Origin of the sequence: Fructobacillus evanidus (assembly GCF_963580165.1) — a bacterium.
Classification (GTDB): Bacteria; Bacillota; Bacilli; order Lactobacillales; family Lactobacillaceae; genus Fructobacillus; species Fructobacillus evanidus.
The window spans coordinates 1-15,162 of the sequence record NZ_CAUZLM010000010.1; the positions used below are offsets into that span (position 1 = coordinate 1).

The 15,162-nt window shown below is 45.7% G+C and carries 13 protein-coding genes; 11 read left to right on the forward strand and 2 right to left on the reverse strand.

Annotated features, from left to right (window positions below):
• Window positions 1-190: 190 nt before the first annotated feature.
• Complete coding sequence (gene zwf / locus AABI08_RS07255) at window positions 191-1,651, reverse strand: glucose-6-phosphate dehydrogenase (RefSeq protein WP_338344311.1); 1,461 nt, start codon at window positions 1,649-1,651, stop codon at window positions 191-193.
• A 237-nt stretch (window positions 1,652-1,888) separates the two neighbouring features.
• On the opposite strand from zwf, the gene AABI08_RS07260 reads away from it, so the two are divergent.
• From AABI08_RS07260 to dnaB, 8 genes are all read left to right on the forward strand, one after another.
• Window positions 1,889-3,115, forward strand: coding sequence for an MFS transporter (locus tag AABI08_RS07260; RefSeq protein WP_338344309.1), 1,227 nt, complete (start codon window positions 1,889-1,891; stop codon window positions 3,113-3,115).
• A 6-nt stretch (window positions 3,116-3,121) separates the two neighbouring features.
• Window positions 3,122-4,495 (forward strand): Na+/H+ antiporter NhaC family protein, encoded by a 1,374-nt coding sequence (locus tag AABI08_RS07265; RefSeq protein ID WP_338344628.1) that lies wholly within the window; start codon window positions 3,122-3,124, stop codon window positions 4,493-4,495.
• 196 nt (window positions 4,496-4,691) lie between these two features.
• Window positions 4,692-4,988: a 30S ribosomal protein S6 gene (gene rpsF / locus AABI08_RS07270; RefSeq protein WP_338344306.1), complete on the forward strand. Its 297-nt coding sequence runs from the start codon at window positions 4,692-4,694 to the stop codon at window positions 4,986-4,988.
• A 31-nt stretch (window positions 4,989-5,019) separates the two neighbouring features.
• A complete protein-coding gene (gene ssb / locus AABI08_RS07275; protein WP_047974918.1) occupies window positions 5,020-5,544 on the forward strand; it encodes a single-stranded DNA-binding protein in 525 nt (174 codons plus the stop codon).
• Window positions 5,545-5,574: 30 nt separating this feature from the next.
• The gene (gene rpsR / locus AABI08_RS07280) at window positions 5,575-5,838 is read left to right on the forward strand and encodes a 30S ribosomal protein S18 (protein ID WP_047974917.1); all 264 of its coding nucleotides are present in this window, start codon (window positions 5,575-5,577) and stop codon (window positions 5,836-5,838) included.
• A gap of 218 nt (window positions 5,839-6,056) precedes the next feature.
• The gene (locus tag AABI08_RS07285) at window positions 6,057-8,090 is read left to right on the forward strand and encodes a DHH family phosphoesterase (protein WP_338344303.1); all 2,034 of its coding nucleotides are present in this window, start codon (window positions 6,057-6,059) and stop codon (window positions 8,088-8,090) included.
• Between the two features lie 82 nt (window positions 8,091-8,172).
• On the forward strand, window positions 8,173-8,625 hold the full coding sequence (gene rplI / locus AABI08_RS07290) for a 50S ribosomal protein L9 (RefSeq protein ID WP_338344630.1): 453 nt from the start codon (window positions 8,173-8,175) through the stop codon (window positions 8,623-8,625).
• A gap of 1 nt (window position 8,626) precedes the next feature.
• Window positions 8,627-10,111 carry a replicative DNA helicase gene (gene dnaB / locus AABI08_RS07295; RefSeq protein ID WP_338344632.1) on the forward strand — a complete coding sequence of 495 codons (1,485 nt, stop codon included), beginning with the start codon at window positions 8,627-8,629 and terminating at the stop codon, window positions 10,109-10,111.
• 72 nt (window positions 10,112-10,183) lie between these two features.
• On the opposite strand, the gene AABI08_RS07300 is transcribed toward dnaB, so the two are convergent.
• On the reverse strand, window positions 10,184-10,690 hold the full coding sequence (locus AABI08_RS07300; protein WP_338344297.1) for an aminoacyl-tRNA deacylase: 507 nt from the start codon (window positions 10,688-10,690) through the stop codon (window positions 10,184-10,186).
• A gap of 91 nt (window positions 10,691-10,781) precedes the next feature.
• Here AABI08_RS07300 and AABI08_RS07305 point away from each other — a divergent pair, with 91 nt between their 5' ends.
• From AABI08_RS07305 to AABI08_RS07315, 3 genes are all read left to right on the forward strand, one after another.
• The gene (locus AABI08_RS07305; RefSeq protein ID WP_047974913.1) at window positions 10,782-11,510 is read left to right on the forward strand and encodes a GntR family transcriptional regulator; all 729 of its coding nucleotides are present in this window, start codon (window positions 10,782-10,784) and stop codon (window positions 11,508-11,510) included.
• A gap of 218 nt (window positions 11,511-11,728) precedes the next feature.
• Window positions 11,729-14,182: a phosphoketolase family protein gene (locus tag AABI08_RS07310; RefSeq protein ID WP_338344294.1), complete on the forward strand. Its 2,454-nt coding sequence runs from the start codon at window positions 11,729-11,731 to the stop codon at window positions 14,180-14,182.
• Between the two features lie 113 nt (window positions 14,183-14,295).
• Window positions 14,296-15,114, forward strand: coding sequence for a Cof-type HAD-IIB family hydrolase (locus AABI08_RS07315; RefSeq protein ID WP_338344293.1), 819 nt, complete (start codon window positions 14,296-14,298; stop codon window positions 15,112-15,114).
• The last annotated feature ends 48 nt before the right edge of the window (window positions 15,115-15,162 follow it).

Here is a 15,162-nt window from a genome sequence, read left to right on the forward strand (position 1 = left end):
ACAATACAAAACGAATTAAGAGCAAACTAAAAGGACTGACACCGATTGAATATCGGGCGTCAGTCCTCAAGGCCGCTCAATGACATGTCCTAATTTTGGGGTTCATATCAAGGGTCAGTGCTTTTTTTGTGAATTGATTTTTGTGCAAGAAAAAGTCCACTGAAAAGTGGACTTGCTTAGTTTAAAAAATTTATTCGCCTCGGAAAACCCAAGCGTCGCCGTTCTTGGCCAAAAGGTCGTCAGCGGCTTGTGGACCCATGGTGTCAGATTCATAGATTTCAAGCGGTGCCTTGTCGGCAGCGTAGACATCTGAGATGGCGTCGGTAAACTTCCAGGCAGTGGCAACACCGTGCCAGTCAGCAAAGTTTGATCCGTTACCGTCCATGGCATCATGGAGCATCCGTTCGTAAGGTGCTGGCGTAACAGCCTTTTGTTCGGCTGTTGGTGCCCAGTTCAACTTAATCATTTGAGTGTTGAAGTTGTCAGAAACTTCCTTGGCATTCAACGACCAAGTGATTTGTTCGTCTGGTGAAACCACGATTGAAAGCACTGTTTCTTGTGGCTCTTGAGCAGAACCAAATGAGAAGGCACCGGCCTTGAAGACAACGTCAATGCGAGTCGTCTTCTTGGTCATGCGCTTTCCTGAACGGACATAGAATGGCACACCTTCCCAACGAGGGGTGTTGAAGTGCAATTCACCAGCGATGTAAGTGTTTGTCTTTGAGTCGGCTGGAACGTCTGGTTCTTGGTTGTAGGCAATGTGACCAGCAGTCTTGCCGGCACCGTATTGTCCGCGAACGAAGTAACGGTTGACACCGGCTTCGTCATAAATTTCAAGGGCAGAGAAGGCGGCGTTCTTGGCGTCACGGATGGCAACGTCAGAGAAGTCCTTTGGTTCTTCCATGGCCAACCAACCGATGATTTGCATCGTGTGGTTTTGAATCATGTCCAAAAGGGCACCGGCAGTGTCATAGTAACCAGCACGTTCTTCGACACCCAATGTTTCGGCCAAAGTAACTTGGACGTTCTTGATGTAGTCCTTGTTCCAAGCATTGTTAATCAATGGGTTACCGAAGCGCAATGGTGCGATGTTCAAGACCATTTCCTTGCCTAAGAAGTGGTCGATACGGTAAACCTGGTCTTCGCTGAAGGCTTCGGTTAATTCGTTTTGGAGCTTTTCAGCCGTAGCATAAGAAGTCCCGAAAGGCTTTTCAATCATGATCCGGTTGTAGCCTTTGTCGGCCAAAAGTCCTTCAGACTTCAAGAACTTTGCAATCGTGCCGAAGAAGCGAGGGGCAACAGACATGTAGAAGATGCGGTTGCCAACAACACCAAACTTTTCAGAGGCGTTTTCGATTTCCTTCTTAAGGCCAACGTAACCAGCAGCGTCGGTTACATCAGAGGCACGGTAAGAGAAGTGGGCGATAAAATCAGCGACCTGCTTTTCGTCCTGACCAGCTGAAACTGATTCCTTCACCATGTCCTGGTATTCAGCGTCCGTCAAGTCCTGACGAGCGGTTCCAACCACGGCAAAGTGTTCTGCCAAGTAGCCCTTTTTATATAAGTTAAAGACTGATGGGTAAAGCAAGCGCTTGGCCAAATCACCAGTTGCGCCGAAGAAAGTTACTAAAGTGTTAAGTTCTGCAACCATAAGAGTCCCCTTTATCTATTTTGCGTTCGCTATCATTATAACGGAAACGGACAAAAAAATCACAGAAAAGGTCAGAATTGAAAAAACTCTCACCCTTAGAGCCAAAAAGAAGTAAGCACTTACATCAATTTTTTCAAACAAAAAAGTAAGCACTTACATTTTTGGGGGCGAAAAAAGGCAAATAAGCCGGCATGAAAGGACATTCATGTTATACTAATGTAATAATAAGGAGGGATTATGCAAGTCATTCAAAGCAAAAAATTATCAGAACGCTGGCTCTTAACGGCCAACCTCTTCGCCAATACTGGTAATGCCATGATTTGGCCCGTCACAACCCTCCACATGACCATTTCTTTGGGACAAGATTTGACGATGTCGGGCGTTGTCATTTTATTTTCTTCTCTCATGAATATTTTGGGTGCCTACATCGCCGGTAAGCTCTTTGATCGTTGGCGGCCTTATCCGACACTGATTGGGGCGAGTTTAATTGCCTTCTTCTCCTTGGTAACCCTATTCTTTTATAATGGCTGGCCGGTCTTTGCCTTTTTGATGATGACAGCCTCCTTTGGCATTGGGTCGGTTAACACATTGCTGAATGCCTATGCGACAACCGTTACCGGCAAGAACACACGAATTATTTTTAATAATATGTACATCGTCCTTAATGTTGGGGTGGTGATTGGCACCTTAGCCGTTGGCTATCTCTTTGACTACGGTTTCCAGTGGTTGATGCTCTTGGCAGCAACGCTCTTTCTGATTTTGACGGGGATTGCGGTTAGCGTCTTTAATGTCAATACAGATGTTGCGCCGGTCATGGATGATGGTGAAGCTGAAGAAATCAGCCACGAGGGCCATGTTGATCCAATCCTGACGCGCGACCAAGAAGCAGTTAAGGAACCCGCTAAGTTTGAAATGTCGCCGTTACTCTGGTTTTTAGCGGCCTTTCTCTTTGTTATTTATCTTTCTTACATGCTTTGGGAGACCGTTATGGCCCCACATTTGCGCTCAATTGGGATTTCAACTCGCCATTATGCAGACCTTTGGGTCTTAAATGGCTTGACAATTATCCTTTTTCAAAAGATAATTTCAACTTGGGCAAATAAGCATCCATATCGTCTTTCGGTTATCTCGGGTGGCTTTGTTTTTGCCTCGTCATTTATCTTAATGTTGTTTGTGAACCAATTCTGGCAAATCGTTTTGGTTTTCGAGCTACTGACTTTGGGTGAGATGCTAGCTTCACCACAGGTACCAGCCTGGGTTGCTCAGCTAACGCCAAAGGAAGTTTCTGGTCAAGCACAAGGTTTTGTCAGCATTATGATTTCACTTGGACGAATGGTTGGGCCTCTTTATGGAGGCATTATGTTGGACCATGGCTGGTTTAACCCGCTGTTCTTGTCCGTTTTTATCGCCATGATTGTGGCAAACGTGGGTCTATTGATTGTGGCCCGAAAAAAGAAGGAATAGTTTTTTATGCAACGTGAAGTAAACCGTAAATTGGCAGTTGGCCTTCTGGCCGGTGTCATTTTTATTTTGGCCGGCGGCATTATTGGCCTTGGCCTTGCACCAATTGCACCTTTGTTGGTCGCGATTGCTTGGATTATCCTGGTAATGCGCTTAGCAGGTGTCACTTTTCAAGACGCGCAGGCGGCCCTAATTAAGGGTATTGAAGCCGGCATTGCGCCGCTGTTCTTGTTCTTGCTAATTGGTTCGATGATTGCCCTTTGGTTGGGAACGGGTGTGATTCCAACCATGATTTGGTTGGGCTTTAAGTTGATTAACCCTGCCTGGTTCTTGCCAACAGCTCTATTAACATCGGCCTTGGTCGGGACGATGATTGGGTCCGCCTTCACCACGATGTCAACGGTTGGGGTGGCTTTGATGGGGGTTGGAACAACCTTGGGCTTTAACCCAGCCTTGGTAGCGGGGATGATTATTTCTGGGGCCATCTTTGGAGATAAGAGTTCACCATTGGCCGATTCGACTAACCTGGCGGCGGCCGTTTCTGGTACCGACCTTTTTGACCACTTGAAAAACTTGATGTGGACCACCTTGCCGGCCATGGCGGTCACGCTGATTTTAGCCTTTTTCTTTGGTTTTTCTGCCCATCATACGGGTGGGGTCAGTGTGAAGACGGCAGCGGTCACGCAGCTGATTCAACCAACCTGGTGGACGATTGTGCCGATTGCCTTGATTCTGATTTCGGCCCTAGCAAAGATTCCGGCCATTCCATCATTGTTAATTAACGTGGTGGTCAACACGGCCTACTACTTGTTGTCCGGACATTCTTTGAAGGCCTGGGCGAACTTGGTCGTCAACGGTTATAAAACACCGTCAACGAATGCGACGCTGGTTGCTTTGTTGGACCGGGGTGGCATGACAGCGATGATGGAAACCATCATGTTGATCATGTTGGCCTTGGCCCTTGGTGGCCTCTTATCAAATCTGGGTATTTTGCGGGCAGTGATGAACCCAATCGTCTCGTACCTTAAGAGTCAGAAGTCCATCGTCTTTGCGACCTTGTTGACGGGAATTGCCACGAACTTCTTGGTTGGTGAGCAATACCTTTCGGTGATGTTGCCTGGACAAATTTTTAAGGATGATTACAAGCGCTTTGGCTTGTCACCGCTGGCTTTGTCACGAGCGATGGAAGACTCCGGGGCGATTGCCAACTACCTTGTTCCATGGGGTGTGGCCGGGGCCTTCGCGAGTCAAACACTCCACGTGCCGGTTTTGTCCTTCGTGCCCTTTACTTTCTTAGCTTTGTTCTCACCGGTCTTTTCATTGCTTTCGGCTTTGACGGGGATTGGATTACGCCAGGCTTCCCAAGACGAGGTGGCCAAATAATAAATTGAATCTTTAAAAAAATCAGGAGTCGGTCAGAAATGACCGACTCCTTTCGTCTAATTAGCTAACGGTGGAAAACAATGTTGTGCTTGCAAAAAGGCGTTCAATTTAGTATAGTAAATGGATGTGAGTGCAAAGAATGCACGCACTCCTTGCAGCCGTTTGGCTGCCAGAGACCAAAAGGAGGAAAAAATACATGGCTACAGCATACGAATTAACATACATTATTCGCCCTGACATGGAAGCAGATGCAAAAAAGGCGCTCGTTGAACGCTTTGACAAGATCTTGGCTGACAACGGTGCGGAAATTATCAAGTCAGCTGACTGGTCTAACCGTCGTTTCGCTTACGAAATCGCTGGTTACCGTGAAGGTACTTACCACGTCATCAACTTCAACGCTGCATCAGACGAAGCAGCAACTGAATTTGACCGTTTGGCTAAGATCTCATCTGACATTTTGCGTCAAATGATCGTCAAGCGCGACGCTGAATAAGACACAATTCCACCGGGAAAGGACCTAAAAGATGATTAATCGAGTTGTTTTAATTGGACGGTTAACCCGTGACGTGGAATTGCGCTATACCCAATCAGGTGTAGCGGTTGGTTCCTTTTCACTTGCTGTGAATCGGAACTTTACCAATGCCAATGGAGACCGTGAAGCTGATTTTATTAACGCCGTTATTTGGCGGAAATCAGCTGAAAACTTTGCCAATTTTACTGGTAAAGGGGCTTTGGTGGCAATCGAAGGCCGGTTGCAAACGCGTAATTATGAAAATAATGCCGGACAGCGTGTTTATGTAACGGAAGTTGTTGTTGATAACTTCTCACTACTTGAATCAAAGGCTGAAAGTGAACGCCGTCGGGCCCAGAACGGGTCTGGTCAAGGTCAAGACTTCTCTGGCAATAGCCAGGACTTTGGTAACGCTGATCCATTTGCATCCGCAAATCAAAATAACAACCAACAAAGTGGTAACCAGCAGGGGGCCAATCCCTTTGCGGCCAACAACAATTCAGAAATTGATATTTCTGATGATGACCTACCATTTTAACTTTACATTTCATTTGAAAGGAGACAGATTATGCCTGAACAAAACGCACGTCCACAACGTCGTCGCCCACAAGGTGGACCACGCCGTCGTCGTAAGGTTGACTTTATTGCAGCCAACCACATCGAATACGTGGATTACAAAGATACAGAATTGTTGGAACGTTTCATCTCAGAACGCGGTAAGATTTTGCCACGTCGTGTGACTGGAACTTCAGCAAAGAACCAACGCAAGGTTACGGCCGCTATCAAGCGTGCCCGTATCATGGCCTTGTTGCCATTCGTCACTGAAGACTAATGTGCAAGGAAAACCAAGACAATTGTCTTGGTTTTTTTGTTCTAAAAGTCAGCCCTTTGATGGTCGTATGCTCAAAAAGGATTAACACTTTTGCGGTATAGGTCAGAATCGGTCTGGCTTTTTCTTTTGCCTAGTAGGGAAGCTTCCTTTCCAAAAGTCTTTTGCTCGTATGGTAAAATGTTAGGTAAGTATGCAAGTAAAGAATAGTTGAGGCCTTCATGAAAACATTTTCGAAGCTGCGGGTGCTATCCCGCTTTCAACAAAATAAAACTTTTATGACGGGAACGATTGGCATGTTTATTGTGGCCTTTGTTTCCCTGATTTTGGCGTTTTTCACTAATTGGATTTTAGGGTTCGTCTGGTTTGTGCTCTTGGTGGCCTTTTTTGCTACCATGCTTAAAGGGTTAATCCAGGCCGGTCAATCCAATGAGTCCTATCTGGAAGAGCTGACCTACCGAGTTAAATTGGGTCAGCAAGAGGCCATCTTAGAAATGCCCATGGGAATTATTCTGTTGGGCAAGGGAGACCGAATTGTTTGGGTGAACCCCTATCTCCAAGACTTATTGGCTGACCAAGACTTAATTGGCGAAAGTTTGTCCGAAGCAGATGGCGACCTAGCCTTTGCTGTGAAAAACTATGCCGATGATAAGGTTAATCGATTCTCCTGGTTGGACCGTTCTTTTGACATGGCTTATCAGGAACAGTTAGGTGTGATTTACCTCTTAGACGTGAGCCAAAATGAAGCCTTAAACCGCGACTTAGCGGACCACCGCCTGGTAACTGGATTGGTTTCGGTTGATAACTATGAAGAAGTCACAGAAGGGATGCCTGATTCTGAAACGTCAAAGTTGCGGACCTATGTGACTGGGCAATTGACGGATTGGGCTAAAAAGTATCACTTGTATGTCCGCCGTTTGTCACCGGTGACTTACCTCTTGATGGGTTACCAACGTGACTTGGCACAGGCAGAAGACGAAAAATTCTCGGTGGTGAAGACGGTCCGTGAGGCAACGGCTCAGCAAAATTCCCCATTAACACTTTCAATGGGAATCGCCTATGGTGAGCAAGATATCAACTCTTTGGTCCAGTTAGCGCAAACAAACTTGGACTTGGCGCTGGGTCGTGGTGGTGATCAAGTGGTTGTGAAGGCCGAAGACATGCCAGCCCGTTTCTATGGTGGGACAACGAATCCAATGGAGAAGCGGACGCGTGTTCGTGCTCGAGTGATTTCACAAACCATTGCCGAATTGATGGATCAATCTGATCAAGTCTTTGTGGTTGGCCACCAGAGGCCGGATATGGATGCCGTAGGTTCAGCGATGGGGCTGTGGCGCTTTAGTCAAACCCGGGGCAAGAAGGCCTTTGTGGTTGTGAATGAGGGTGAGATTTTTTCAGATATTCAATCACTCTTGGCGACTGTTCGCTCTGACCAGATGGGCGAAGGGGAGCCGGGCGTTGACCTTGGTGCTTCGATTATTAGCGAAAAAGAATCACTCGATTTAGCAACGGAGAAGTCATTACTGATTTTGGTCGACCATGCCAAGGAAGCCTTGGATGGGGCGCCTGATTTGCTGAAGGATTTGAAGGACAGGGTTGTAGTCATTGACCATCACCGTTTGGCCGAAAATGGCCTGCCCGATAAGCCAATGCTGACTTATATCGAACCATATGCTTCATCAACGTCAGAGTTGGTAACGGAATTGCTGCAGTACCAGAACCAAAAGGGCGCACCGATTACCGGATTGGAAGCCACTGCCATGCTTGGTGGCATTCAGGTTGATACGAAAAACTTTGTTTTGCGGACGGGATCAAGAACCTTTGATGCGGCCTCTTATTTGCGGGCCAATGGGGCGGACAATGAGCTGCTCCAGTCATTCTTGAAAGAAAAGTTCTCGGACTTTAAGGCTCGCGCCGAACTGATTCACTTAGCTGAAATTAACAATCATTCAGCAATTGCCGTTGGTGATAATGACACTGTCTATCAAAGTGTTATTGCGGCCCAGGCAGCCGATGAATTGCTCCAAGTTGAGGGCGTCAAGGCTTCCTTTGTGCTCACAAAGCGTGATGATGGTCGGGTGGGAATTTCAGCTCGGTCAAATGGTGATTTCAACGTGCAGACCATTATGGAAGATCTTGGTGGTGGTGGCCATTTGTCTAATGCGGCTACGCAAATGTCTGATGTGACAACAGACGAGGCCGCTGACCAGCTTTTGCAGGCAATTTCCAGTCAAGAAGCGGAAGAAGCTGAATAAAACTTTTGACAATGTTGTCATAAAATCAGTAAGATAAAACAAAGTATTTGGCTCGTGATGAACAAGCCCAAAGGAGGCAAAGATGAAAGTTGTATTTTTGGAAGATGTTAAGGGTCGCGGTAAGAAGGGCGAAGTGAAGGACGTTCCCGATGGTTACGCCAACAACTTCTTAATCAAGAATAAAAAAGCAGAACCAGCAACTGGGAAAAACCTCGGGGCCGTTAAGGGTCGGCAAAAGGCCGAAGAAAAATTAGCTGCTGAAGAATTGGCTGAAGCCAAGCAGTTGAAAGAAAAGCTAGAAAACGAAAAGACAGTAATCGAAATTAAGGGAAAGGCCGGTACGGATGGTCGCCTCTTTGGGGCTGTTTCAACGAAGCAAATTGTGGCTGCCTTGTCTGACCAATATAAAGTGAAAATCGATAAGCGTAAGCTGCTTTTAAATCAGCCAATTCATGCCATGGGCTTCACCACAGTCCCTGTTAAGTTGCACCATGACGTAATGGCCGACCTCCGCGTGCACGTTAGCGAGGGCTAAAATGGCTGATGTTTCAGTAATGGGCAATGAATACCGACAAGCACCCAATGATGAGGCGGCCGAACGTGCCGTTTTGGGTGCTATTTTCTTTGATGTTCAATCAGAGGCGGCCGTTGTCGCAGCGGAAGCCATCCTTGATCCAAGCGATTTTTATCGGCAAAAGCACCAAGAAATTTTTAAGGCGATGCAGCTGCTGGTTGAAGAAGAACGGCCTGTTGATATCTTGACTTTACAAGACAAGCTGAATGCCATGGGCCAGCTAGAAAATGTTGGTGGGATTGACTACTTAGTTGAAATTTCACAGGCTTCGGCATCCGCTTCCAACTTAAAATTTTATGCGCAAATTGTGCATGAAAAAGCGATTTTGCGACGTTTGATTCAAACGTTAACGGAATCGATGACATTGGCCTATGACGGGTCCGAACCATCGAGTGAATTGCTTGAAGATCTCGGTCGTCAGCTTGATCGCCTGGCCCAAAGCCAGGGCGATGATGATTTACGACGGATTAAAGACGTCTTGAATGAGTTTCAAGAAAATTTGCAGGCCGCTAGTGAAAACGATAGTAAAGTTATCGGGATTGCTTCGGGTTATGACCAATTAGATGAGTTAACACACGGTTTTCGTGAAGACCAAATGATTGTCATTGGTGCCCGTCCGGCCGTTGGAAAGACGGCTTTCGTCTTAAATATTGCCAAGAATGCAGCTAAAACCGAAAAGAAACCCGTTGTGATTTTTTCTTTGGAAATGGGTGCCGTCGATTTGGTAACCCGATTAGTTGCTGCCGAAGGTGGGATTGATTCTAATAAATTAACTACTGGTGACATGCAAGAAGAAGATTGGGCGGCTTTAACCCTAGCCGTTCAATCACTGGCAAACATGCAAATTTATATGGATGATACGCCGGGAATTCGGATGGCGCAAATCTCGGCTAAGTTGCGCAAATTAGAGCGCGAAGTTGTGGGACGCATGCCAGAAGAAGAGCGGGATGAAAACCCCCATCCTTTGGGTCTGGTGATGATTGATTACCTGGGCTTGATTGAATCTGCTAATAGTGAAAGCCGCCAGCAGGCCGTTTCTGAAGTTTCTCGTTCCATCAAGAAGTTGGCGAAGGAATTGCATACACCGATTATCGCCTTGGCTCAACTTTCGCGTGGTGTTGAGCAGCGTCAGGATCAGCGGCCAATTCTTTCCGACTTGCGTGAATCTGGTTCGATTGAGCAGGATGCTGATATCGTGGCCTTTTTGTATCGTGATGATTATCATCCCAACCGAGCTGGTGAGGATGACGATGAAGGTGGCAACCAAGGCGAAGAAGAGACAGTTGTTCCAATTGAAGTCCTTGTTGAGAAAAACCGTGCCGGGGCCAGAGGGAAGGCGGAGTTGATGTTTAACAAGCCAACTTTCAAGTTCTCAAATATGGCCGGTACTTACCGTCAGGAGCAATCGGGTTTTGGCCCAATTCCTGATATGTCGCAGGGCTGGTAAACAATGACATAAAAGCAAAAGGCAGCACATCCATTTTGAATGTGCTGCCTTTTCTTGTTCTTGAAAGTTGTTTTATGATTCCGTTTCGGTTAAATCTGCAAAAGGGGCGTTAATCATGGCCGCCAGTTCTTTGGGATTTAATTTATCGGAGCGACCGAGTTCGCCGGCAGAAACTAGGAAGTAATCGGCTGTCTCTGCTTCTTTGGCGAAGTAGATGGGAAAGCCGTGGTTCTGCCAAATACCAACGGGGTTGTTGGCGCCGTGAACATAGCCGGTGGTGGCCACTAATTCCTTGAGTGGCAGCATATGGGTCTTTTTGTTACCGGAAACGGCGGCTAATTTTTTCATATCTAAACGCTTGGTGAGGGGGACGACTGCAACCAAAGGACCGGTCTTGTCACCCTTAACGGCGAGCGTCTTAAAGATGTCAGATTGTTGAATACCCAATTCATCCATCTTGATCGCAATTTCTTCTTCGCTTAAGTCTAAAGCGTTTAGCTCGAGCGGTTCATAGGCCACGCCGTGCTTATCGAGGACTTGTTCGGGTAATGTTTTTTTATCTTTTTTCTTCTTTGCCATGACTCTATTTTAGCACAAGAAAAAATCAGAGAAAAAGCAGTTACAACCAATTTTGAAAAGTGGTCGGACCAATTATGCTACAATAGATGTTATGTCAGAAGCAATTTATGTAACGGTGCAAGCCGATATCAAACAAAAAATTTATCAGGGTCAGTATGAAGACCTCAAATTACCAGATGAGCGAACGCTAGCGGCCGATTACCAGGTCTCGCGTTCTTCTATCAAACGAGCGCTGAATGTATTGGTCCAGCAGGGGATTATCTTTAAGAAGCGGGGATCGGGAACTTTTGTGAACCCCCTATACCTGAAAAATCAGGCAATCTTTCAACATGAGGGATCAAACCTGGGCGTTTCGGATTCTTTTCGGATTAATGGCCAGGCACCGAGCATTGAACTCCTGGACTTTCGGGTGATTCAGGCTACGCCAGAGCAGCAATCAGCATTGTTTTTAAACGATGGGGATTTTGTTTACGAAATTAAGCGCCTACGTAAGCTGGATGGTGTGCCATTCATGATTGAATATGGCTATGTGCCGATTTCTTTATTGCCGGGGCTTAACCGGGAAACGGTCACCAAATCAATTTACGAATATGTTGAAAAGCGCAAATCAAAGACGGTGACGAGGTCGTTTATGACCATCATGACCGAACCTTCTAATGCCGAAGAACAGAAATTGTTAAAACTGAAAGCAACTGAACCAGTGGGCATTATGGAAGGGATTTTCTTTATGGATGATGGGACACCGTTGGAATATTCTAATATGCGTCTACATTACAAATACCTGCGTTATAATGCTTTCGTCTCACTTGGTTCGGAATAAGAAAGCTGATTTAGCAAACAATTTCATGAATTGTGTTTAATAAAGAGTGATTGGACCGGTCCAATTATCGGAGGAATGCAACCAAAAACGAAAAAGTTAGGCCCAAAGGCCTTTTTTTCTTGAACGAACGGAACACACTCGATATAATAGAACTTGTAAATATATATCCGGAGTTTGCAGAAGCGGGCTTCGTTGAAAGAAAAAGGAGTACTATTTACATGGTTGATTACAACTCAAAAGAGTACTTGGAACTTGTTGATAAGTGGTGGCGTGCAACCAACTATTTGTCAGCTGGGATGATTTTTTTGAAGTCAAACCCATTGTTCTCAGTAACTAAGACGCCTATTCAAGCTGAAGATGTTAAGGTTAAGCCAATCGGACACTGGGGAACTATCTCAGGTCAAACATTCTTGTATGCTCATGCTAACCGTTTGATCAACAAGTATGACTTGAACATGTTCTACATCGGTGGTCCTGGTCACGGTGGCCAAGTCATGGTTACGAACGCTTACCTTGATGGTGAATATACTGCTGATTACCCAGAAGTTACTCAAGACTTGAAGGGTATGTCAACTTTGTTCAAGCGCTTCTCATTCCCAGGTGGAATTGGTTCACACATGACTGCCCAAACTCCAGGTTCATTGCATGAAGGTGGAGAATTGGGTTACTCATTGTCACACGCATTCGGTGCCGTTTTGGACAACCCTGACCAAATCGCTTTTGCCGTTGTTGGTGATGGGGAAGCCGAAACTGGTCCATCAATGACTTCATGGCACTCAATTAAGTTCTTGAACGCCAAGAACGATGGTGCTGTTTTGCCAATCTTGGATTTGAACGGATTTAAGATTTCAAACCCAACTGTCTTCTCACGTATGTCAGATGAAGAAATCAAGAACTTCTTTGCAGGTCTTGGTTACTCAGCTCGTTTCATCGAAAACGATGACATCCATGACTACATGACTTACCACGAAAAGGCTGCTGATATCTTCGATACTGCTATTGAAGACATCCAAGCTATCCAAAAGGATGCTCGTGAAAACGGTAAGTATGAAGATGGTACAATTCCTGCATGGCCAGTGATTATTGCTCGCTTGCCAAAGGGTTGGGGTGGACCTACCCATGACCAAGCTGGAATGCCAATCGAAAACTCATTCCGTGCCCACCAAGTTCCATTGCCTTTGGCACAAGGAAAGTTGGACACATTACCACAATTCGAAGAATGGATGAACTCATACAAGCCTGAAGAATTGTTTAACGCTGATGGTTCATTGAAGGATGAATTGAAGGCTATCGCTCCTAAGGGCGACAAGCGTATGTCAGCTAACCCAATCGCTAACGGTGGTCGTAAGCGCGGTGAAGATCTTAAGGATCTTGACTTGCCAGACTGGCGCGATTATGTAAACGACATCAACGCTGACAACCGTGGAACTATCTTGCCAGATGGTAACCGCAACATGGACATGTTCACTTTGTCAAACTACCTTGAAAAGGTAATGCAAATGAACCCTAAGTCATTCCGTGTCTTTGGTCCTGATGAAACGATGTCAAACCGTTTGTGGTCATTGTTTGATACTACTAACCGTCAATGGATGGAAGAAGTTAAGAACCCTAACGACCAATACGAAGCACCAGAAGGCCGTATCTTGGATGCTCAATTGTCAGAGCACCAAGCTGAAGGTTGGCTTGAAGGTTATACTTTGACTGGTCGTGTTGGAATCTTCGCTTCATACGAATCATTCTTGCGCGTTGTGGATTCAATGATTACTCAGCACTTCAAGTGGTTGCGTCACGCTTCAGAACAAGCATGGCGTAATGACTACCCATCATTGAACTTGATTTCTACTTCTACTGCCTTCCAGCAGGACCACAACGGTTACACTCACCAGGATCCTGGTATGTTGACTCACTTGGCCGAAAAGAAGTCAGACTTCATCCGTCAATACTTGCCAGCTGATGGAAACTCAGCTTTGGCAGTGATGGAACGTGCCTTTAGCGAACACTCAAAGGTTAACCACATGGTTATCTCAAAGCAACCACGTCAACAGTGGTTCTCAGCTGCTGAAGCTGAAGTGTTGGCTACTGATGGTTTGAAGGTTATTGATTGGGCATCTACTGCACCATCAGCTGATGTGGACATCACATTTGCTTCTGCTGGTACAGAACCAACAATCGAAACTTTGGCCGCATTGTGGTTGGTTAACCAGGAATTCCCTGAAGTTAAGTTCCGCTATGTAAACGTTGTTGAATTGCTTCGTTTGCAGAAGAAGTCAGAATCAGCTGGTAACGACGAACGTGAATTGTCAGATGATGAATTCAACAAGTTCTTCCAAGCTGATACACCAGTTATCTTCGGATTCCACGGATACGAAGACTTGGTTGAATCATTCTTCTTCGAGCGTAAGTTCCGCGGTGACGTCTTTGTTCACGGATACCGTGAAGATGGTGACATCACAACTACTTACGATATGCGTGTTTACTCACACCTTGATCGTTTCCACCAAGCTAAGGAAGCTGTTGCTGTCCTTGCAGACCGTGGTGCAGTTGATCAAGCTGCTGCTGACACATTCATCACTAAGATGGATGACATCTTGGCAAAGCACATGAAGGTGACCCGTGAAGAAGGTCGCGATATCGAAGAATTTACTAAGTGGCAATGGTCTGCTTTGAAGTAAGCTATTAACACTTGAAAGAATCGCCTCGGCGGTTCTTTTTTTATACTCATTTATCGGCAAAGTCTAACTAAACTTTGCTATAATTGACATAATCTTGAAAAGGGGCTAATTTTATGCAAGCAATTAAACTTGTTTCGATTGATATTGACGGCACGCTTTATAATGATAATCGCGAAATTACACCGGCGGTAAAAAGTGCTATCCAAAAGGCGACGGCACAGGGCGTTCATGTGGTGATTACCACTGGGCGACCAGAAACAGGCGTTAAGAAGATTTTGAATGAATTAGATCTCTTGGGTGAGGACCATTATGTGATTACGCATAATGGTGGTTTGGTTCAAACAACAGATGGACAAAAGACCCTTCATCGAGCTGCTTTGACGTGGACCACTTTTTTAAAGGCCCAACAATTTGCGGCGGATAACAATACCTATATCCAGGTTGAATCGGACTCAGACGCCTATACGGTGATGACGAATGTGAATATCTTTGCCAGCCAAGAAAACTTTGTCGTCAGCCTTCCGTTGACCATTAAAGACGAAGTTTCAGAGTTGAAGGAGACTTCTTTTGTGAAGGCCATTGCCATTGGCGATGAGGCCTTTATGGATAGTATCCAGGCAAAGGTACCGGCAGAGTTGAAGCAAGAAGCCAATGTGGTCCGTTCAACCCCTAATAATCTTGAATTTATGAATACGGCTGCTTCGAAGGGTCAAGCTCTGTTGGCTTTAGCAAAGGAATTGGGCATTGACCAGTCAGAAACAATGGCGATTGGTGACCAGGAAAACGATCATACGATGATTGAGGCTGCCGGTATTGGTGTCGCCATGGGAAATGCGGTGCCTTCAATTAAGGCCATTGCCAACCAGGAAACAACGGATAATAACCACGATGGTGTTGCAAAAGCCATCGAACGCTTTATTTTGGCCGATTAATAATCAACAACATATCAGTAACTTAAAATTACAAGCGACGATGATAAA

Bases quoted from the DNA above. Each gene is read 5' to 3' on its own strand.
- rplI (WP_338344630.1), top strand. From the start codon at position 8,173: ATGAAAGTTGTATTTTTGGAAGATGTTAAGGGTCGCGGTAAGAAGGGC.
- AABI08_RS07305 (WP_047974913.1), top strand. From the start codon at position 10,782: ATGTCAGAAGCAATTTATGTAACGGTGCAAGCCGATATCAAACAAAAA.
- dnaB (WP_338344632.1), top strand. From the start codon at position 8,627: ATGGCTGATGTTTCAGTAATGGGCAATGAATACCGACAAGCACCCAAT.
- rpsR (WP_047974917.1), top strand. From the start codon at position 5,575: ATGCCTGAACAAAACGCACGTCCACAACGTCGTCGCCCACAAGGTGGA.
- AABI08_RS07260 (WP_338344309.1), top strand. From the start codon at position 1,889: ATGCAAGTCATTCAAAGCAAAAAATTATCAGAACGCTGGCTCTTAACG.
- AABI08_RS07310 (WP_338344294.1), top strand. From the start codon at position 11,729: ATGGTTGATTACAACTCAAAAGAGTACTTGGAACTTGTTGATAAGTGG.
- AABI08_RS07300 (WP_338344297.1), bottom strand. From the start codon at position 10,690: ATGGCAAAGAAGAAAAAAGATAAAAAAACATTACCCGAACAAGTCCTC.
- AABI08_RS07265 (WP_338344628.1), top strand. From the start codon at position 3,122: ATGCAACGTGAAGTAAACCGTAAATTGGCAGTTGGCCTTCTGGCCGGT.
- rpsF (WP_338344306.1), top strand. From the start codon at position 4,692: ATGGCTACAGCATACGAATTAACATACATTATTCGCCCTGACATGGAA.
- ssb (WP_047974918.1), top strand. From the start codon at position 5,020: ATGATTAATCGAGTTGTTTTAATTGGACGGTTAACCCGTGACGTGGAA.
- zwf (WP_338344311.1), bottom strand. From the start codon at position 1,651: ATGGTTGCAGAACTTAACACTTTAGTAACTTTCTTCGGCGCAACTGGT.
- AABI08_RS07285 (WP_338344303.1), top strand. From the start codon at position 6,057: ATGAAAACATTTTCGAAGCTGCGGGTGCTATCCCGCTTTCAACAAAAT.
- AABI08_RS07315 (WP_338344293.1), top strand. From the start codon at position 14,296: ATGCAAGCAATTAAACTTGTTTCGATTGATATTGACGGCACGCTTTAT.